17 protein-coding genes are annotated in these 20117 nt (G+C 66.6%); 10 read left to right on the top strand and 7 right to left on the bottom strand.

Going from position 1 to position 20117, the window contains the following annotated elements:
* Nucleotides 1-16: 16 nt before the first annotated feature.
* The 6 genes from QT382_RS04415 to QT382_RS04390 all read left to right on the top strand — a co-directional run bounded on the left by QT382_RS04415 (nucleotide 17) and on the right by QT382_RS04390 (nucleotide 8509).
* Nucleotides 17-1492 (top strand): NADH-quinone oxidoreductase subunit M, encoded by a 1476-nt coding sequence (locus QT382_RS04415; protein ID WP_289252832.1) that lies wholly within the window; start codon nucleotides 17-19, stop codon nucleotides 1490-1492.
* Between the two features lie 19 nt (nucleotides 1493-1511).
* On the top strand, nucleotides 1512-2984 hold the full coding sequence (nuoN, locus tag QT382_RS04410; protein ID WP_289252831.1) for an NADH-quinone oxidoreductase subunit NuoN: 1473 nt from the start codon (nucleotides 1512-1514) through the stop codon (nucleotides 2982-2984).
* A gap of 10 nt (nucleotides 2985-2994) precedes the next feature.
* A complete protein-coding gene (locus QT382_RS04405; protein WP_289252830.1) occupies nucleotides 2995-3303 on the top strand; it encodes a DUF2818 family protein in 309 nt (102 codons plus the stop codon).
* Nucleotides 3263-3880, top strand: coding sequence for an NUDIX domain-containing protein (locus QT382_RS04400; protein WP_502929814.1), 618 nt, complete (start codon nucleotides 3263-3265; stop codon nucleotides 3878-3880). The genes QT382_RS04405 and QT382_RS04400 overlap by 41 nt, the downstream gene beginning before the upstream one ends.
* A 227-nt stretch (nucleotides 3881-4107) precedes the next feature.
* On the top strand, nucleotides 4108-5271 hold the full coding sequence (locus QT382_RS04395; RefSeq protein WP_289252828.1) for an efflux RND transporter periplasmic adaptor subunit: 1164 nt from the start codon (nucleotides 4108-4110) through the stop codon (nucleotides 5269-5271).
* Nucleotides 5272-5281: 10 nt separating this feature from the next.
* The gene (locus QT382_RS04390; protein WP_289252827.1) at nucleotides 5282-8509 is read left to right on the top strand and encodes an efflux RND transporter permease subunit; all 3228 of its coding nucleotides are present in this window, start codon (nucleotides 5282-5284) and stop codon (nucleotides 8507-8509) included.
* Here QT382_RS04390 and QT382_RS04385 read toward each other — a convergent pair whose 3' ends face one another.
* Both QT382_RS04385 and QT382_RS04380 read right to left on the bottom strand, forming a co-directional pair.
* Complete coding sequence (locus QT382_RS04385) at nucleotides 8510-9919, bottom strand: FAD-binding oxidoreductase (protein WP_289252826.1); 1410 nt, start codon at nucleotides 9917-9919, stop codon at nucleotides 8510-8512.
* Nucleotides 9916-10314, bottom strand: coding sequence for a DUF2069 domain-containing protein (locus QT382_RS04380; RefSeq protein WP_289252825.1), 399 nt, complete (start codon nucleotides 10312-10314; stop codon nucleotides 9916-9918). Before QT382_RS04380 ends, QT382_RS04385 begins: the two co-directional genes overlap by 4 nt.
* Between QT382_RS04380 and QT382_RS04375 the strand changes: the two genes are divergently transcribed.
* Nucleotides 10313-11629 (top strand): YihY family inner membrane protein, encoded by a 1317-nt coding sequence (locus QT382_RS04375; RefSeq protein WP_289252824.1) that lies wholly within the window; start codon nucleotides 10313-10315, stop codon nucleotides 11627-11629. The genes QT382_RS04380 and QT382_RS04375 overlap by 2 nt on opposite strands.
* On the opposite strand, the gene QT382_RS04370 is transcribed toward QT382_RS04375, so the two are convergent.
* Nucleotides 11591-12169, bottom strand: coding sequence for a helix-turn-helix domain-containing protein (locus QT382_RS04370; protein ID WP_289252823.1), 579 nt, complete (start codon nucleotides 12167-12169; stop codon nucleotides 11591-11593). The genes QT382_RS04375 and QT382_RS04370 overlap by 39 nt on opposite strands.
* Before the next feature lie 95 nt (nucleotides 12170-12264).
* On the opposite strand from QT382_RS04370, the gene kbl reads away from it, so the two are divergent.
* Genes kbl through QT382_RS04355 form a run of 3 tightly spaced genes read left to right on the top strand, consistent with a single transcriptional unit; the run spans nucleotide 12265 to nucleotide 15320 of the window.
* Entirely contained in the window at nucleotides 12265-13464 is a 1200-nt protein-coding gene (gene kbl, locus QT382_RS04365; RefSeq protein WP_289252822.1) for a glycine C-acetyltransferase, read from the top strand.
* 8 nt (nucleotides 13465-13472) lie between these two features.
* Nucleotides 13473-14426, top strand: a complete 954-nt coding sequence (locus QT382_RS04360; protein WP_289252821.1) for an NAD-dependent epimerase/dehydratase family protein — start codon at nucleotides 13473-13475, stop codon at nucleotides 14424-14426.
* A gap of 36 nt (nucleotides 14427-14462) precedes the next feature.
* Complete coding sequence (locus QT382_RS04355) at nucleotides 14463-15320, top strand: MipA/OmpV family protein (protein WP_289252820.1); 858 nt, start codon at nucleotides 14463-14465, stop codon at nucleotides 15318-15320.
* Between the two features lie 16 nt (nucleotides 15321-15336).
* On the opposite strand, the gene QT382_RS04350 is transcribed toward QT382_RS04355, so the two are convergent.
* From QT382_RS04350 to QT382_RS04335, 4 genes are all read right to left on the bottom strand, one after another.
* Complete coding sequence (locus tag QT382_RS04350; protein ID WP_289254686.1) at nucleotides 15337-17442, bottom strand: S46 family peptidase; 2106 nt, start codon at nucleotides 17440-17442, stop codon at nucleotides 15337-15339.
* 162 nt (nucleotides 17443-17604) lie between these two features.
* Nucleotides 17605-17934, bottom strand: coding sequence for an Mpo1-like protein (locus QT382_RS04345; RefSeq protein WP_289252819.1), 330 nt, complete (start codon nucleotides 17932-17934; stop codon nucleotides 17605-17607).
* Between the two features lie 25 nt (nucleotides 17935-17959).
* Nucleotides 17960-18760, bottom strand: a complete 801-nt coding sequence (locus QT382_RS04340) for an alpha/beta fold hydrolase (RefSeq protein WP_289252818.1) — start codon at nucleotides 18758-18760, stop codon at nucleotides 17960-17962.
* Nucleotides 18757-20106, bottom strand: a complete 1350-nt coding sequence (locus QT382_RS04335; protein ID WP_289252817.1) for an O-acetylhomoserine aminocarboxypropyltransferase — start codon at nucleotides 20104-20106, stop codon at nucleotides 18757-18759. Before QT382_RS04335 ends, QT382_RS04340 begins: the two co-directional genes overlap by 4 nt.
* Nucleotides 20107-20117: the final 11 nt, after the last annotated feature.

Raw genomic sequence — 20117 nt, 5'->3', positions numbered from 1 at the left:
AGGGCGGAGAAGAAGAATGGGATATCTGAGTCTTGCCATCTGGTTGCCCGTGGTCTGCGGCGTGCTGCTGCTGGTCCTGGGCCGCGAGAACCAGGCCGGCACCGCACGCTGGATGGCCCTGGTGGCCGCCATCGCGAGCTTCGCGGTCACGCTGCCGCTGATCAAGGACTTCAACGTGGCCACGGCCGCGATGCAGTTCGCCGAGAACCTGCCCTGGATCGAGCGCTTCAATATCCGCTACCACCTCGGGGTGGACGGCATCTCGATGTGGTTCGTGCCGCTGACGGCCTTCATCACGGTGATCGTCGTGGTTGCCGCCTGGGAGGTGATCACCGAGCGGGCCCATCAGTACATGGGCGCCTTCCTGATCCTGTCGGGCCTGATGATCGGCGTGTTCTCGGCCCTGGACGGCATGCTGTTCTACGTGTTCTTCGAGGCCACGCTGATCCCGATGTACATCATCATCGGCGTCTGGGGCGGCCCGCGGCGCGTCTATGCGGCCTTCAAGTTCTTCCTGTACACGCTGGCCGGTTCGCTCCTGATGCTGATCGCGCTGCTGTACCTGTACGTCAAGTCGGGCGGCAGCTTCGACATCCAGACCTGGCACAAGCTGCCGCTGGCGCTGGACGTGCAGAGCTGGCTGTTCTTCGCCTTCCTGGCGGCGTTCTCGGTCAAGGTGCCGATGTGGCCGGTCCACACCTGGCTGCCCGACGCCCACGTCGAGGCGCCCACCGGCGGCTCGGTGGTGCTGGCTGCCATCATGCTGAAGCTGGGTGCCTACGGCTTCCTGCGCTTCTCGCTGCCCATCGCGCCCGACGCGGTCCACCACTGGTCGTGGCTGATCATCGCGATGTCGCTGATCGCCGTGGTCTACATCGGCCTGGTGGCCCTGGTGCAGACCGACATGAAGAAGCTGGTGGCCTATTCGTCGATCGCCCACATGGGCTTCGTCACGCTGGGCTTCTTCATCTTCAACGAGCTGGGCATCTCGGGCGGCCTGGTGCAGATGATCTCGCACGGCTTCGTGTCGGGCGCCATGTTCCTGTGCATCGGCGTGCTGTACGACCGTGTGCATTCGCGTGAGATCGCCTCCTACGGCGGCGTGGTCAACACCATGCCCAAGTTCGCGGCCCTGGCCCTGTTCTTCGCCATGGCCAACTGCGGCCTGCCGGCCACCGGCGGCTTCGTCGGCGAGTGGATGGTGATCCTGGGCACGGTCAAGTACGACTTCTGGCTGGGCGCCATTGCCGCCACGGCCCTGGTGTTCGGCGCGGCCTATACGCTGTGGATGTACAAGCGCGTCTACTTCGGCGCCATCGCCAACGACGAGGTGCGCGAGCTCAAGGACGTCAACCGCCGCGAGTTCTGGATGCTGGGCGTGCTGGCCGCCGCCACGCTCTACATGGGCGTCTACCCCAAACCCTTTACCGACGTGATGCACGCTTCAGTGACCGAGTTGCTCAAGCACGTGGCCGTCTCCAAGATCAATTGAGGCGTCCGAGGTGAACACTATGAATTGGCTCTCGGTCTATCCCGAAATCGTCCTGCTGGGCATGGCCTGCCTGGTGGCCATGGTCGACCTGTTCGTCACCGACCCGCGCCGCACGCCGACCTATGTGCTGACCCAGCTGACGCTGGCGCTCGTGGGCGTGATGCACATCGGCTACTTCAACAGCGACGTCACGCAGTACGGCATGCAGGGCATGGTGGTCTCCGACCCCATGGGCCACCTGCTGGCCTTCTTCGCCTGCATCGCCGTGATGGTGACCCTGGTCTATGCCCGTCCGTACGCCGGCTCGCGCGACATGCTCAAGGGCGAGCTGTTCACACTGTCGCTGCTGTCGCTGCTGGGCGTGAGCGTGATGCTGTCGGCCAACAACTTCCTGGTCATCTACCTGGGCCTGGAGCTGATGAGCCTGTCGCTGTATGCGCTGGTCGCCCTGCGCCGCGACCACACGGTCTCGACCGAGGCCGCGATGAAGTACTTCGTGCTCGGCGCCCTGGCCAGCGGCTTCCTGCTGTACGGCCTGTCGATGATGTACGGCGCCACCGGTTCGCTGTCCATCCCGCGCGCCTTCGAGGTCATCAGCACCGGCGTGCCGAACAAGTCCGTGCTGATCTTCGGCGTGGTCTTCATCGTTGCCGGCCTGGGCTTCAAGCTGGGCGCCGCGCCGTTCCACATGTGGGTGCCCGACGTCTATCAGGGCGCTCCGACGGCCGTGACGCTGATGATCGGTGCCGCGCCCAAGCTGGCCGCCTTTGCCATCACCATGCGCCTGCTGGTCGAGGGCATGATCGGCCTGGCCGTGGACTGGCAGCAGATGCTGATCGTGATGGCCCTGATCTCGCTGGTCGTGGGCAACTTCGCGGCCATCGCGCAGAGCAACCTCAAGCGCATGCTGGCCTACTCGACCATTGCCCAGATGGGCTTCATGCTGCTGGGCCTGGCCTCCGGCGTGGTCAACGGCAACACGCTGGCGGCCTCGAATGCCTACAGCTCGGCCATGTTCTACGCGGTCACCTATGTGCTGACCACGCTGGGCAGCTTCGGCATGATCCTGCTGCTGGCCCGTCAGGGCCATGAGTCGGAAGAGATCGCCGACCTGGCCGGTCTCTACAGCCGCAGCCCCTGGTACGCGCTGCTGATGATGATCTTCATGCTGTCGCTGGCCGGCATTCCGCTGACCGCGGGCTTCTACGCCAAGCTGGCCGTGCTGCAGTCCATGATCGCCACCGGCGTCACGTTCTACTACGGCTTGGCCATCGCGGCGGTCGTGCTGTCGCTGATCGGCGCGTTCTACTACCTGCGCGTCATCAAGGTGATGTTCTTCGACGAAGCCACCGATACGGCACTGCTCACCGCGCCTACCGATGTGCGCCTGGTGATGTCGCTGAACGGGCTGGCCGTGCTGGTCTTCGGCCTGCTGCCGGGCGGCCTGATGGACATGTGCAAGCAGGCCATCGTCCGCGCGCTGGCCTCCTGATCGACCGTCGATGAACCAATCGGCCGCCATCTGGCTGGTCCTGCTGGCCGCCCTGGTGGCGGCCAACGCGCCTTACTTCAGCCAGCGTGTGCTGTTGGTCGGCCCCAAGCCGGCCTACAAGAGCGCTGGCTGGCGCCTGCTGGAGCTTGTGCTGCTGGGCCTCCTGACCCTGGGCCTGGGCTTTGCGCTGGAATCCAGCCAGGGCCAGCGCCAGCCGCAGGGCTGGGAGTTCTACGCTGCGGCCACCTGCGTCTACCTGGTGTTCGGCTTCCCTGGCTTTGTCTGGTGCTATCTGCGCCGCAAGCGCAATGCGCCCTGAAGACAAGGACGCTGGGATCAGCGAGACGCTGATCGAATCCGCCCAAGCCTGGCGCGGCAACTTCCTCGATGTGCGCCGCGACCGCGTGCGCCTGCCTGATGGCCGCGAGGCCAGCCGCGAGTACATAGTCCACCCGGGCGCCGTGATGGTCGTGCCGCTGATGGACGACGGCCGCCTGCTGCTGGAACGCCAGTTCCGCCATCCCATGCGCCGGGTGATGCTGGAGTTCCCGGCCGGCAAGCTCGATCCGAACGAGAGCCCGCTGGCCTGTGCCCAGCGCGAGCTGCGCGAGGAGACCGGCTACAGCGCCAGCGAATGGGCCCATGCCGGCGTGCTGCACAACGCCATCGCCTATTCGACCGAAGGCATAGAGATCTTCTTCGCCCGCGGCCTGGTCGCCGGCGAGCGCCAGCTGGACGAGGGCGAGTTCCTGGACCTCTGCTTCCATACGCCGGCCGAGCTGGACGCCTGGTCGCGCGACGGCCAGGTCACCGATGCCAAGACCCTGATAGGCCTGCTGTGGCTGCAGCGCTGGCAGGCCGGCGACTGGCCGCTGAACTGGATTGCCGCGGGCTGAGCCGACGTCCAAAGGTTGGCCGCAACAGGCCCTCCCTGGCCAAGGCCTCCGGGCGCAGAATCGCCTCCTGGCACCGGCTTGTGCATTTCATCCGACATAGGTGCGGCTGGCGGACAAAAGCTGCCGGCTTGTCACATGACTGATGGCAGTGCCTTTCGGCATGGCTATGCTTGCGCCGCTTTGCAAGAGGGCAAGACCGCCCCGCCAATTACACCTCTGGAGAGAGCATGACGAAGCATCACATTCCCGTTGCCCTGGCTGTAGTGGTAGCGGCTCTGACGAGCCTTTCGGGCTGCCAACAGGGCAATGCCGAGAAGAAGGATGCAAGCAAGGACGCCCCGGCGCTGCAGCTGGCGCCCGAGGACCGGCTGGTCATGGGCGAGGCCGAGCATGGCAGCGGCCCCCTGATCACCGGCGCCGTGCAGCCTGAGAAGCGCGCCGACCTGCGTGCCGAACTGTCGGCCGTGGTGCTCCATGTGCTGAAGGAGAACGGCGAGACGGTGCGCCGCGGCGACCTGCTGGTGCAGCTGGACACGACCTCGATCCGCGACAGCCTGAGCTCGGCCGAGGAAGCCGCCCGTGCCGCCCGCGAGAATTTCGAGCAGGCCGAGCGCCAGTTCCAGCGCCAGAAGGCCCTGCAGGCCCAGGGCATGATTTCGCAGCAGGCACTGGAAGATTCGGCCAACCGCCGGACCACGACCCAGAGCGACAAGGTCGCTGCCGAGGCTCGCCTGGTGGCCGCTCGCCAGCAGATGGCCCGTACCGAGGTCCGTGCGCCGTTCGATGGCGTGGTCAGCGAGCGCCGCGTCTCGCCTGGCGACACCGCCCAGATCGGCAAGGAGTTGCTCAAGGTCATCGACCCGGCCTCCATGCGCTTCGAAGGTTTTGTCTCGGCCGACCGCCGTGCCGAGTTGAAGCTGGGGCAGGACGTGGACCTGCGCATCCACGGGGCCAACCAGGAACGCATCGAAGGCCGCATCCGCCGCATCGACGTGTCGGCCAACCCCGTCAGCCGCCAGATCGCGGTGCTTGTGGATCTGAATGACAAGCGCGCCGCGTCCGTGACCGGTCTTTATGGCGAGGGCTTTGTGCGTACGACCAAGTCGGCCGCATTGATGCTGGACGATGCCGACATGCAGCGCGACGGCGACCAGGCCTATGCCTGGATCGTCCAGGGCGGCAAGCTGCACCGCCAACCCATCAAGCTGGGTGACCGCGACGAACGCCGCGGCGAATACGTCGTCAGCTCGGGCCTAAAGGTCGGCGACATCGTGCTGCGCAATCCCAGCCGCACGCTGGTCGAAGGCGCAGTCGTGACGATCAAGGCGGCCGCGGCCGCCGGCGCCGCCTCGGCCACCAAGCCGGCAGCGGCCGCGTCGACCGCTTCCTGAGGAGCTTCCCATGCTGATCTCAGATTTTTCGATCAAGAAGCCGGTAGCGACCATCGTCTGCATCATCAGCCTGATGGCGCTGGGGCTGATGGCGCTGTCCAAGCTGCGCGTCAACCAGAACCCGGACGTGGAGGTGCCTTTCCTCTTCGTCTCCATTCCCTATCCGGGCGCCTCGCCCGAGACTTCGGAGCGGGAGATCGTCAACCGCATCGAGAAGCCGCTGCTGGCCGTGCCGGGCGTGACCGAGGTGCAGGCCGGGGCCAATGAAGGCCAGGCCACCTTCTTCCTGAAGTTCGACTTCAAGAAGAACATGATCGAAGCGGCCGACGACGTGCGCAATGCCATCGCCTCGGTGCGCTACCAGCTGCCGCAGGAAATGCGCGAGCCCATCATCCGGCGCGCCGATCCGTCGGCCCAGCCCATCATGCAGGTCTCGCTGGAGAGCAAGACGCTCAGCCATGCCGAGATTTCTCGCATTGCCGAAGACCAGCTGGCGGACAAGTTCCGCGGCGTGGCCGGCGTGGGTACGGTGGACATCTTCGGCTCGCTGAATCGCGAGCTTTCGGTGCTGCTGTCGGGTCAGAAGCTGCGCGAGTTCAATGTCTCGGTCAGCGAGGTCGTCAGCGCGCTGCAGCGCCAGAACATCTCGGCGCCGGTGGGCAAGGTGCGCGGTGAATTCGAGGACCAGAGCATCCGCCTGGTCGGCCGCATCAGCCAACCGGTGGACTTCGAGCGCATCGTCATCAAGCGCACCGCCACGGACCTGGTGCGTCTGGGCCAGGTGGCCACGGTCAAGGACGGTTTCTCCGAACGCCAGACCCTCTCGGTGCGCAACGGCCGGCCCAATGTGGGCCTGTCCATCACGCGCTCGCGTGAGGCGTCTACGGTCACTGTGGCCAACGAGATCCGCAAGCTGGTCGAGGAAGCCAACAAGACCCTGCCGGCCGGCACGGTGCTCGAGATCACGCAGGACGGTGGCAAGAACGCGCAGGACAGCCTGAACAACGTCATCCATGCCCTGGTGTTCGGCGCCGGCCTGACCATCTTCGTGGTCTATGCCTTCCTGAACTCCTGGCGTTCCACGTTGATCACCGCCACGTCGCTGCCGACTTCGGTGATCGCGGCCTTCATCGCGGTCTGGATCTTCGGCTTCACGCTGAACTTCATGAGCCTGCTGGGCCTGTCGCTGGCCATCGGTGTGCTGATCGACGATGCCATCGTGGTGCGGGAGAACATCGTCCGCCACATGGAGCGCGGTGCGGATCGCATGACGGCGGCGCTCAAGGGCACGGCCGAGATCGGCATGGCCGTGGCGGCCACCACCTTCTCCATCGTGGCCGTGTTCGTGCCCGTGGCCTTCATGCCCGGCGTCTCGGGTGAATGGTTCCGTCCCTTCGGCCTGACGGTCGTGGCCTCGGTGCTGGTCAGCCTGCTGATCTCATTCACGCTGGACCCGATGCTGTCGGCCTTCTGGGGCGACCCGCCGAACCACCATCTGGCACCCAAGAAGGGCATCTCCAAGCTGCTGCACCACTTCAATGAGTGGTTCGACCACCAGGCCGACCGCTACGGCAATGTGATCGCCTGGGCGCTGCACCACCGCATCAAGATGGGTGTGATCGCCTTCCTGAGCTTCGTGCTGGCCATCGGCCTGCAGGTCAAGTTCGGTGGCACCAGCTTCCTGCCCTCCAGCGACTCCGAGACCATTGCCGTCGAAGTGCGCACGCCGCCGAGCTCCAGCCTGGAGTACGCGCGCCGCAAGCTGGCTTCCGTCGATGAACTGGCCGGCCTGATCAAGGAGAAGAAGAGCACTGACGCCTTCGTCAACGTGACCGGCGGCAAGCTCTATATCAACATCGGCAAGAGCTACGAACGCAAGCGCACCGCGCAGGAAATCGGCAGCGAGCTGCGTCAGCACCTGACCAAGCTGACCGGCGCCGAGTTCGCCGTGCTCGACGACTTCAGCGGTGGCGGCGGTTCCAAGCCGGTGCAGATCCGTTTCTATGGTTCCGATACCCGCAAGCTGCTCGAGCTGACCGAGGACTTCATGCGCCAGCTGCGCAAGGTCCCGGGCGCGGTGGACGTGGCGCTGTCGCAGCAGAACGCACAGAACGAGCTGCAGGTCGAGCTGCATCGCGGCCTGGCCAACCAGCTGGGCATTTCGGTGGGTGACGCAGCCAATGCGCTGCGCGTGGCCTTTGCCGGCATCCAGGTTGGTGACTGGGTCGACCCCACGGGCGTGACCCGCGACGTCTCGGTGCGCCTGCAGCCCAGCGACCGGGTGGACGCCAGCAACATCGAGCGCCTGCCCATCAGCGTGGCCGGCACCGGCCAGATGGTGCCGCTGGACCAGATCGCCACCATCACCATGGGCAAGGCCCCGGCCACCATCCAGCACCTGGACGGCAAGCGCGTGATCGGCGTGTCTGCCAATGTGCAGGGCCGAGCCGCCGGCGACGTGACGCAGGACGCCATGGCTCTGGCCAAGAAGATGAACTTCCCGCCCGGCTACGGCATCAAGCTGGCCGGCGGCTCCAAGGACCAGCAGGAAGTCTTCAGCTCGATGACCATCGCCCTGGGGGCGGGCATAGGCCTGATGTACCTGATCCTGGTCATGCAGTTCAACTCATTCACCGCACCGCTCGGCGTGATGCTTTCGCAGCCGCTGTCGCTGATCGGCGTGGTGGTGGCCCTGCTGCTGACCAAGGGCACGCTGAACCTGATGAGCTTCATCGGCATCATCATGCTGGCGGGCCTGGTGGCCAAGAACGCCATCCTGTTGCTCGATGCGGCCCGCCAGGAAGAGGCCAACGGTGTAAACCGTGAAGAGGCGCTGATGCACGCAGGCCGCAAGCGCTTCCGTCCCATCCTGATGACGACCTTCGCGCTGATCGCCGGCATGATGCCGGTGGCCATTGGCATAGGCGAGGGCGCGGAGTTCTACCGTCCGATGGCCGTGGCCATCATCGGCGGAACGATCACCTCGACCTTCCTGACGCTGCTGATGGTGCCGACCTTCTACGACAGCATCGAGACCAAGCGCGACAGCATGGCCGCCAAGTTCCATGCACGGGCCGCGCGCTGGGGCGCTGCCGGTGGTCTGTGGGCCTTCCTGGTGACCGTCGTGGAAGTGCTGCTGTTCCTGACGATGATCCGCTTCGTCTATCGCATCGTCATGAAGGGCTTGAACCGGCTGCGCGGCCGCGCGCCGGTCCAGCTGCCCCAGGGCGCTGACTGATCAGAGGACGCGGTCCGGATTGAACAGGCCCTGGGGATCCAGGGCCTTTTTTATTTGCCGCATCAGGGCCAGGGCCACGGGGTCCTTGCGAGCGGCCAGCTCGTCTCGCTTGAGCTGGCCTATGCCGTGCTCGGCCGAGATCGAGCCACCATGGGCCTGCACGGCATCGAACACGAGCTTGTTGATCTCGGCCTCTCGCTCGCGCAGAAAGGCCGCCGGATCCTGCCCCTGCGGCGCCTGGACATTGAAGTGCAGATTACCGTCGCCCAGGTGGCCGAAGTTGACCAGCCGGACGGCTGGCACCGCGGCCTCAAGCGCGGCTTCGGTGGCCGCGCAGAAAGCCGGGATGGCCGAGATCGGCAGCGAGATGTCGTGCTTGATGTTGAGCCCTTCCTGGCTCTGGGCGAGCGGGACCGACTCGCGCAACTGCCACAGCGCATGGGCCTGGGACAGGGTCTGGGCCAGGCTGGCATCGTCGGCCAGGCCTTGCTCCATCGCTTCGCCCAGCAGGCTTTCCAGCAGGGCCGCGGCATGGGTCTCGCTCTCGCTGCTGGACAGCTCCAGCAGCACTGTCCAGGGCGCGGCCGGCAGGGGCTGGGGCAGGGCGGGCATGTGACGTCGCACCAGGTCCAGTGCGAATTGGTTCATGGCCTCGAAGCCGGTCAGCGAAGCGCCGGCGGCCTTGCGGGCCAGGGTCAGCAACTCGACGGTCGCGGCCAGGCTCGGGCAGGTTGCCAGGGCCGTGAGCTGGCCGCGGGGCTGCGGATGCAGCTTCAGCGTGGCCGCCGTGATGATGCCCAGCGTGCCCTCGCTGCCAATGAAGAGGTCGCGCAGGTCGTAGCCGCTGTTGTCCTTGCGCAGGCCTGAGAGGCCATGCCAGACCTCGCCCCAGGCCGTGACCACCTCCAGGCCCAGGCATAGCTCGCGGGCATTGCCATAGCGCAGCACCTGGGTGCCGCCGGCATTGGTGGCGAGATTGCCGCCAATGCTGCAACTGCCTTCGGCCGCGAGGCTCAGCGCGAACAGCAGGTCGTGCTGCTCGGCGGCCTGCTGCACCGTCTGCAGGATGCAACCTGCCTCGGCGGTGAGCGTCAGATTGGCAGCGTCGATGGCGCGGATGCGGTTCAGCCGCTGCAGGCTCAGCAGCACCTGCCGTCCGTTGCCGTCGGGTACGCCTCCGCCGACCAATCCGGTATTGCCGCCTTGAGGCACAAGCGAGGCGCCATGGGCCGCGCAGGCTCGCACCACGGCGGCAACCTCATCGGTGGTGCCCGGCCGGACGACCGCAAGTGCCTTGCCAGCAAAGCGCTTGCGCCAATCTAGTTCAAATGGAGCGCAATCCTCGCCCTGCAGAACCTGCGCGGCGCCGACGGCCTCGCGCAGCGCGGCCAGCAGCGCGGTTTCGTTCATTGGGCGGCTTTGGCGGCGCGCAGCCGCTGTCGCACATGCAGGGCGCAGGCCACGAAGACCAGCACCGACAGGCCCACCTCGATCCAGGCCAGCAGGGCGCCGGTGCCCGATTCGCTGGTGGCCCGCACCAGGCCTTCGCCACAATAGAGCCAGACCATCAGACTGAGCCAGCGAAAGGTATAGAGCCGGTAGCGCAGCAGGCCGGCAATCGGCAGCAGCAGGGGCAAGGCCTTGATGGCCAGCGTGCCCCGGCCGGTCGGCGCCAGCCACAGCTCCCAGGCCAGGCAGAGCACGAAAAGGGCGATGGTGCCGGTCAGGGCGAGCCGGCGCGAAAGCACTTCTTCGGGGCTGGCGGTACTGCGGTCGGTAGGAACAATGGCGGGGGCGCTGGACATGGCTGGCATCATAGCCAGCATGACGACGACGAATTCCGACAAGACCGAGGCCTTGGGAGGTGCGGAGACCAGCCGCGCAACGGCCTGGCAACTGCTGCGCGAACTGCCATCGCTGCTGCTCGCCTGGCCCTGGCGCGAGAGCCTGCGCCTGCTGCAGACCCGCTTCCGCGAAGACCGCCTGGGCCTTACGGCCGGCAGCCTGACCTTCACCACGCTGATCTCGCTGGTGCCCCTGGTGACGGTGATGCTGGCCCTGTTCACCGCCTTTCCGATCTTTTCCTCGTTCCAGTCGGCGCTTGAGAAGTACTTCCTGCAGAGCCTGATCCCCGACAACATCGCCAAGCCGGTGCTGGCCGCGCTGACCCAGTTCGCCGCCAAGGCCAACCGGCTAGGCCTGGTGGGCCTGCTGTTCCTTGGTACCACGGCTCTGGCCCTGATGCTGACCATAGACCGCACGCTGAACGTGATCTGGCGGGTCAAGCGGCCACGTCCCATCGCCCAGCGGGTCCTGGTCTATTGGGCGGCCCTGACGCTGGGCCCCTTGCTGTTGGGGGGCAGCCTGGCCTTCACCAGCTATGCGATCTCGGCCGGCAAAGGCGTGGTCAACAAGATGCCGGGCGGCCTGGAGTCGCTGCTCAACATGATCGAGCTGGGCGTGCTGACCCTGGGCGTGGCCGGCTTGTTCCACTACGTGCCCAATACCCATGTGCGCTGGCGCCATGCGATGGCCGGCGGCGTCATCGTGGCGCTGGGCTTCAATGCGGCCAAGAGCGTGCTGGCCTGGTACGTCAAGCAGGTGCCGACCTATTCGACCCTGTACGGCGCCTTCGCCACGGTGCCCATCTTCCTGATCTGGCTGTACCTCGGCTGGGTCATCGTGCTGGCCGGCGCCTTGCTCGCAGCCAACGCACCGGCGCTGGCGGGGCGCATCTTGCCGCGTCGCGAGACACCGGGCTGGCAACTGGCCCTGGCCCTGGATGCGCTGCGCGCGCTATGGCAGGCGCAGAAGGATGGCGAAGGCGGCTTGAGCAGCCTTGCCTTGGCGCGCCGCCTGCAGGTTGATCCGCTGCAGCTCGAGCCGGTGCTGGATGTGCTTCAGGAATTGGACTGGCTGGGTCGGCTCGAAGAGGAGGGCGCCCAGCGCCTGAGCCTGCTGATAGCCCCAGCTCACCAGGGCGCCGAGCCGCTATTGAAGGCCGTGTTGGCCGAGCCCGGCGCGGCGCTGGCGCCGCTGTGGGCGCGCTCGGACTGGCGCCGCTGCAGCGTGGCCGAGCTGCTAGGGATGCAGGACGACCAGCAGGGCGCTGGCCGCTGACTTGCCGCGGTTGCGGATCGAATGCGGGCCGTCGACGGCATAGCGGGCGGTCTCGCCCGACTTGAGGATCTGGCTGCTGCCGCCGGCCGTCACTTCCAGGCTGCCTGAGAGCACGCTGAGGTGCTCGCGCGAGCCCGGCTCGTGGGCGGCCGATTCCAGGGCGCCGCCGGGCTGAACCGTCAGCTCGTACCACTCGAACTGGCCGGCCAGGTCGATGGGGCCGAGGATGCGGAGCAGGCAGAGCCCGTCCGGGCTGCTCAGGCTGGGCGTGGCATGTGAGGCCACGGTCTCTATGGTCGGCGTGGCCGGCTTCTCGCCGCCCAGCAGCTCCGACAGCTCGACCCGCAGCGCATTGGCCAGCCGCCAGACCACGGCCACCGTCGGGTTGGCCTGGTTGCGCTCGATCTGCGACAGCATCGACTTGCTGACCCCGGCCCGGCGCGACAGCTCGTCAAGCGACAATCCCTGGGCCTGGCGCAGGGCCTGCAGCGTGGCCCCGACACGGGGCGGTTCCAAAGTGTCTGATGCGGGAATGGACATGGGCTTGACCCTGGAATGCAAATTCGAGATACTGCACGCCAGTTCGATATACCGAACTGTGTTCTGTTTAGTGAATTGTGCACCAGGAGACCGGCATGAGCAGCGCTTTTTATGACCATGTGCAGCAGGAGCTGCAGTCCATCCGCGAAGCCGGCCTGTTCAAGGGCGAGCGCATCATCACCACGCCGCAGGGCTCCCTGGTCCACACGGCCGATGGCCGCGATGTGATCAACCTCTGCGCCAACAACTACCTCGGCCTGTCGTCCCACCCCAAGGTCATCGAAGCGGCGCACGAGGCGCTGCGCACGCATGGCTACGGCCTGTCGTCGGTGCGCTTCATCTGCGGCACGCAAGACCTGCACAAGACCCTGGAACAGCGCCTGGCCAAGTTCCTCGGCACCGAGGACACCATCCTCTACGCAGCCGCGTTCGACGCCAATGGCGGCCTGTTCGAACCGCTCTTGGGCGAGCAGGACGCCATCATCAGCGACGAGCTGAACCACGCCTCCATCATCGACGGCATCCGCCTGTGCAAGGCCAAGCGCTTCCGCTACAAGCACAACGACCTGGCCGACCTGGAGCGCTGTCTGCAGGAGGCCAAGGCCGCCGGCGCCCGCTTCATGCTGGTGTTCACCGATGGCGTGTTCTCCATGGACGGCACCATCGCCCAGCTCGACAAGATCCGCGAGATCTGCGACCGCCACGGCGCGCTGCTCGGCATCGACGAATGCCATGCCTCGGGCTTCCTGGGCAAGACCGGCCGCGGCACGCACGAGTACCGCAATGTCTTCGGCAAGATCGACATCATCACCGGCACGCTGGGCAAGGCCCTGGGTGGCGCCTCGGGCGGCTTCACCACCGGCCGCAAGGAAGTGATCGAGCTGCTGCGCCAGCGTTCGCGCCCCTATCTGTTCTCCAACACCGTGGCACCGAGCATCGTCGGTGCCTCCATCGCCGTGCTGGACCTGCTGGAAGCCTCGACCGAGCTGCGCGACAAGCTCGAAGCCAACACCGCCTACTTCCGCGAAGCCATCCAGGCCGCCGGCTTCGAGATCAAGCCGGGCACCCATCCCATCGTGCCCATCATGGTCTACGACGCGGTGACGGCGCAGAAGCTCAGCGCCCGCCTGCTGGAGCTGGGTGTCTATGCCGTCGGCTTCTTCTTCCCCGTCGTGCCCAAGGGCCAGGCGCGCATCCGCGTGCAGGTCTCGGCCGGCCATTCGCGTGAACAGCTGGAGAAGGCCGTTGCCGCGTTCGCCCAAGCCGGTCGTGACGTCGGCCTGATCAAGAACTGAGCGAAACCATGACGACCAAGATCCTCATCATCGGCGCCAACGGCCAGATCGGCACCGAGCTGGCCGTCGAGCTGGCCCAGCGCCATGGCAATGCCAACGTCATCACCAGCGACCTCGCGCCGGATGGCCGCGTGCCCTACCTGACGCACGAGATGCTGGACGTGACCGACGCGGCCGCGCTGGCTGCCGTGGTCAAGCGCCATGCGATCACGCAGATCTACCTGCTGGCCGCGGCGCTGTCCGCCACTGGCGAGAAGCATCCGATGTGGGCCTGGGACCTGAACATGAAGGGCCTCCTGCATGTGCTGGAACTGGCGCGCACGCAGAAGCTCGAGCGCATCTTCTGGCCCAGCTCCATCGCTGCCTTCGGCCCGTCGACGCCGCAGGTCAACACGCCGCAGACCACGGTGATGGACCCGACCACGATCTACGGCATCTCCAAGCTGGCTGGTGAGCGCTGGTGCGCCTGGTACCACGCCAAGCATGGCGTGGACGTGCGCAGCCTGCGCTACCCGGGCCTGATCAGCTACAAGACCCCGCCCGGCGGCGGCACGACCGACTACGCCATCGACATCTTCCATGGCGCCTTGAAGAACGGCCGCTACAGCTGCTTCCTGGAAGAGGGTCAGGCCTTGCCGATGATGTACATGCCCGATGCGCTGCGCGCCACCATCGAGCTGATGGAAGCGCCGGCCGATACCATCAAGGAGCGCGGCTCCTACAACCTCAGCGGCTGCAGCTTCACGCCGGCCGAGATCGCGGCCGAGATCGCCCGCCAGGTGCCCGGCTTCGAGATCGAATACGCGCCAGATTTCCGTCAGGCGATTGCCGCCAGCTGGCCGCAGTCGATAGACGACAGCGCCGCCGCCCGCGACTGGGGCTGGAAGCCGGCCTTCGGCCTGGAGGCCATGGTTGGCGACATGCTGAAACATCTGCGCCTGCAGTTCGCGCAAGCCGCCTGAACGAGGCCGGCCGGTCGGCTGTTAAGCTGACCGCCTATGCCTCTGCTCCTTCGTTCGCTGTGTCTTGCCGCCTTGTCCCTGCTTGCCATTCATGCTGCACAGGCGGCTGATCAAGCGGCAAAGGATCAGAGCCATGAAGACGCGGGCAACGGCAAGAGCAGCGAGGGCTTCAACTATGTGCTGGGCCTCCGGGCGGCCTACCAGCCCGAGTTCATGGGCGCGCGGGACTACAAGAGCTCGGCGCGTCCCATCATCTCGCTGCAGTGGGGCAAGTTCCGCCTGTCCTCCAGCGGCGCCAGCGCCGTGATGGGCTTCGGCCGTGAGGTGCAGGGCAGTGGCGCCAGCACCGACCTGTTGAGCCTGGACCGCATCAAGCTCAGCCTCTCGCTGCGCTTCGACGGTGGACGCAACAGCAATGATTCGCCGCGCCTGGCCGGCCTGCCCGATGTGCGCCGGACGCTGCGCGCCCAGCTCTCCAGCCGCTACAGCTTGAGCGACGACCTCAGCCTCGGGGCGACCTGGTCCAGCGACCTGCTGGGGCGCGGCGGTGGCTCGGTGGCGGGCCTGGGCCTGGGCTATCGCCTCTACCGCGACGGCAAGACCGAATGGACCACCGGCGGCGGCATTGGCTGGGGCAGCCAGCGCTATCAGCAGGCCTATTTCGGCGTGGCGCCGGAGGTGGCACCGCGCACGCTGTATTCGGCCTACCAGCCCGGCAGCGGTCTGCGCGACGCCTTCGTCGGCCTGGGCTGGACCTATGCGATCACCCACCACTGGATCGCCTTCAGCTCGGCCAGCGTCGGACGGCTGATCGGGCCCTCGGCCGACAGCCCCCTGGTCGAGCGTCGCAGCGCCGGCCAGATCGCCTTCGGTCTGGCCTACCGCAGCCGCTGAATCTGCTGAAGCCGGCTCAGGGCTTGCGGGTCGCGGGCAGGCCGCGGATGGTCATTTCCTTCAGCAGGTTGTGGGCACCATCGACCTCCTGCATCACCCACAGCACATAGCGGATGTCTACATGGATGGCGCGGGTGATCGCGGTGTCGAAGTACCAGTCCTTGGTGACCGACTCGTAGGTGGAATCGAAATTCAGGCCCACCAGCTCGCCGCGCTTGTTCATCACGGCCGAGCCTGAGTTGCCGCCGGTGGTGTCGGCACTGGTCAGGAAATTGACCGGCACGGTGCCGAGAGCGGCGTCGCGGTAGGCGCCATAGCGCTTGGCCTGGGCCGCTTCGAGCAGTGCCTTGGGCGCATTGAAGGGCGACTGGCCGGTGTGCTTTTCCAGGATGCCTTCCAGCGTGGTGAACGGGCCCTTGGTGATGCCGTCGCGCGGCGCATAGGGCGCGACGCTACCGAAGGTCACGCGCAGCGTTGAGTTGGCATCCGGGTAGACCGGCTTGCCCTGCGACTTCTTGAAGGCGATGAAGGCCTGCATGTAGCGCGGAATGACACGCTCCAGCGTGCCATCGACTTCCTTGCGCTTCAGCTCCATCGCATCGGCGAGGCCCTGGTTGGCCACGGCCAGGCGCAGCAGCGGATCGCTGGACTGCTCGATGGCTGCCGCATCCTTGTCCAGCCAAGCCAGCCGCTGGGCCGTGACGCCCAGCTGCGTTGCGGCATAGAGCGCCGGCAGCGCATCGGCGGCGGGCAGCTTGGCATCCAGGCCTTGCGGATGTACGGCTGCAGGCAACTGGCCATAGCGCTTCAGGGCCGCCTGCCAGCGGGCCTGGTCGACGGCCGGCACCAGCGACTGCTCCAGGCGGGCCAGGCGCGCCTTCACCAGCGCCAGGTCGCGGTCCTGGTAGCCGGGCTCGCGCTCGGCATCGGGCTTCTTGCGCTCCAGGGCCATGCGGTAGAGCGTGCGGGCGCTGCGGTACAGCTCGCCCTGCAGGGCTACCGACATCGCGAACTCCTGCTCGGTCAGCGCCAGCTCTTCGGCGATCACCGCATCCAGCTCGGCCAGCAATGTGGGATCGGCGGCCTGGCCCTGCTGGGCGAACCAGCGGCGGAACTCGGCGTCCTGGCCATCCTTGATCGCGGCGATGTCCTTGCGGGCAAAGCCGTCGATCAGGCCCTGGTTCTTCTTCATGCCGTTGTTGATGCTCTTGACCACGGCGGCATAGCGCACGGCCCATTCGGCATTGCCGGCCGTGGCCTGGGCGATCACGGCCAGGTCGGCCTGCGATTCCTGCACCCGGCGCGGATAGCTCACGTCACGGGCCTGGCGGATCTCGACGGGCAGCTTGTAGCGGCTGGTGCGGCCCGGGTAGCCGGCCAGCAGGATGGGATCGCCGTTTTTCAGGCCGGAGGCCGACACCACCAGGAAGTCCTTGGAGGAGTAGGGCACGTTGTCGGGCGACGGGTCGGCCGGGCGGCCGTCCTTGCCCACGTAGGCGCGCAGGAAGGCGAAGTCGCCGGTGTGGCGCGGCCATTCGAAGTTGTCGACTTCGCCGCCATAGTTGCCGATGCGGTCCGAGGGCGCGTAGACCAGGCGCACGTCGCGGATCGCGAGCTGGCGGATGCGGTAGTACTCCAGGCCGCGGTGGAAGCTGGGCACGGCGCAGCGGTAGGCCTTGTCCTGCTCGCAGTCGGCGACCAGGGCCTTGATGCGGTTCTGGATCTGCTTGTGGCGCTCGGCGCCGGAGAGCTTGGCGTCCAGCCCACTTGTGACCTGGGTGGTGACGTTCTCGACCTTGTCGGTTACATAGATGCGGTCACTGGGTCCGGCCGGCAGTTCTTCGGCCTTGGTCTTGGCCAGGAAGCCATCGGCTATCAGGTTGCGGCTGGCGCTGGAATTGCGCTGCACGGCGCCATAGGCGCAGTGGTGGTTGGTGACCACCAGACCGGCGTTGGAGACGAAGGAGGCCGAACAGCCGCCGAGCGAGACGATGGCGCTCATCGGGTGCTTGCCCAGGTCGGCCAGCTGCTGGGCGGGAATCGCGATGCCGAGCTGGCGCAGTTCCTTCTGGAGCTGGGGCAACTGGTAGGGCTGCCACTGGCCTTCGTCGGCCTGGGCCATGGGAGCGGACAGCAGCAGGCTGCCCAGCGCGGAATACAGGGGAATGCGGTTCAAGATCGGACTTTCTCGGGTTCTTTTGGGGCGCAAGCCGACAGTTTGGCATGCGCGTACGAGCCGCCATGCGCAGGGCGCACGCGGCAGCTCAGTCGTGGAAGGGCGGCTTCAGAAAGGAATCTTGCCGGTCCAGATGTCCTTGTACATGACCCAGTCGCCCATGAAGCTGTACAGCGGACGCTTGAACGAGGCCGGCTTGTTCTTCTCGAAGCCGAAATGGCCTATCCAGGCGAAGGCATAGCCGCACAGCAGGCCCAGCAGCACCCAGCCGGGCTGGCCGCTGTACAGCGCATAGGCCAGGCACAGCAGGCCCAGCGAGGAGCCGACGAAATGCAGGCGCCGGCAAATGCGGTTCTGGTGCTCACCGAGGTAGAAGGGATAGAACTCGGCGAAGCTGGCCATCTGCTTGACGGCATCGGGGCTGGTACTGCTGCTCATGGTGCTGCTCTCTCTGGTCTCTCGGTCAGTTCAGGGCCTGACGGACCGCATTCCAAACCGGATCCGGTGCCTCGGCCATCAGTGAATGCCCGGCGCTCAGGGTGACGATGCGGGCATTCAGCGCCCCGGCCAGCTCGGCGGCCTGGCGCGGCGAGGTCATCTGGTCCTGGCTGCCGAGGATGAAGGTGGTCGGGCACCGGACCTGCGCCGCCGCCTGCAGCCCGCCCGCGTAGCTGTCGCACAGGCGGAAGTCGTGCTCGAACAGGTTGAGCGCCTTCTGGCGGGCCTGCACGCGCCGCTTGAGCTGGATCTCGCCGCCTTGCAGCCAGGCCCCGGGGCCCGGGTAGGAGGGCTTGCTGGCGATGCCGCCGAAGGAGAAGGCGTTGACCATGTCTATGGCCTTCAGGGGCTGTTCCTTCGCCGTGTTCAGCAAGGCCTCGGAGACCTTCATCGGATAGGCCGTGCCCAGCATCAGCAAGCGCGTGGCGCGTTCCGGCTGGCGGGCCGCGGCTTCCAGCGCGATCAGCGAGCCCATGCTGTGGCCGGCCAGGGCCGCCTGCTTGGCGCCGGCGGCATCCAGCAAGGCCCAGATCCAGTCGGCCGCCTCGCCGATGCTGCTCACCGGCAAGCCTTCGCTGCGGCCATGGCCGGGCAGGTCCACGGCCAGCACGCTGTGGCCATGATGGGCAAGCGAGCGGGCCAGCAGGGTCCAGACGCTGTGGTCGTTCAGCGCGCCGTGAATCAGCACCACGCAGGGCAGGCTGGGGTCGAATGGCTTGCCGCCGGTGTAGGCATAGGCCGTCCGGCCGTTGATTTGTAGCTTCATGCCTTGCTGGCGCTCTTGAGGGCGCGCTTGAGATCGTCGATCAGGTCCTCGGCGCTTTCAAGGCCTATGGACAAACGGATGGTGCCGGGCGTGATGCCGGCCAGTTGCAGGGCGGCGTCGTCCATGCGGCTGTGCGTGGTGCTGGCCGGATGGATGACCAGGGAGCGGCAATCACCGACGTTGGCCAGGTGGGAGAACAGCTTCAGCGATTCGATGAAGCGGCGGCCCTGCTCGCGGCTGCCGGCAATGTCGAAGCTGAACACCGAACCACAGCCGCGGGGCAGGAGCTTGCTGGCCAGCTCGTGGTCCGGATGGCTGGCGAGGCCGGGGTAGCCGACCCGCGCCACCTGCGGATGGTTCGCCAGGAACTCGGCGACCTTCTGCGCATTGGCGACGTGGCGCTCCATGCGCAGGCCCAGCGTCTCGATGCCTTGCAGGATCAGCCAGGCCGTGTGCGGACTCATGCAGGCACCGAAGTCGCGCAGGCCCTCGCGGCGGGCTCTCAGCAAGAAGGCACCGACCGTGCTTTCCTCGCTGAACACCATGTTGTGAAAACCGACATAAGGCTCGCAAAGCTCTGCGAAGCGAGCAGCAGAAGGTTTGGCGCCGCTTGCGGCGTCAAAGCCGGCAGATCGCAGTGCGCTAGCGCTGCGATCGTAGGCTGCCTGCCAGTCGAAGCGGCCACCATCGACCAGCACGCCGCCCACCACCGTGCCATGGCCGGACAGGAACTTGGTGGCCGAGTGGTAGACCAGATCGGCGCCCAGCTCGAAGGGCTGCTGCAGGTAGGGCGTGGTCAGCGTGGAATCGACCAGCAGCGGCAGGCCGGCCTCATGGGCGATGGCCGCGACCTCGGGGATGTTCAAGACATCGAGGCCGGGGTTGCCCAGGGTCTCGCCGAACAGCAGCTTGGTATTGGGGCGGATCGCGGCGCGCCAGGCTTCCAGGTCGCCCGGCTTGACGAAAGTGGTCTCGATGCCGAAGCGGGCCAGCGTGTAGTGCAGGAGGTTGTGCGAGCCGCCGTACAGCGCGCCCGAGGACACGATGTGCGAGCCGGCACCGGCCAACGTGGCGATGGCCAGGTGCAACGCAGCCTGGCCGCTGGCCGTGGCGATTGAGCCCACGCCGCCTTCCAGCGCTGCCATGCGCTCCTCGAAGACTGCGGTCGTCGGATTGGACAGCCGAGAGTAGACATGGCCGGCACGCTCCATGTTGAACAGCGCGGCCGCATGCTCGGAGCTCTCGAAAACGAAGGAGGTGGACAGGTGCAGCGGCGTGGCGCGCGCACCTGTCGAAGGGTCAGGGGCCGCGCCGGCGTGCAGGGCCAGGGTATCGAAGCCGGGCATGGTGTCTCCGA

The sequence above is a fragment of the Pelomonas sp. SE-A7 genome, assembly GCF_030345705.1.
In the GTDB taxonomy this organism is placed as follows: Bacteria; Pseudomonadota; Gammaproteobacteria; order Burkholderiales; family Burkholderiaceae_C; genus JAUASW01.
Note: the sequence above shows the minus strand (reverse complement) of the source record. Positions and strands in the feature narration are given on the sequence as shown.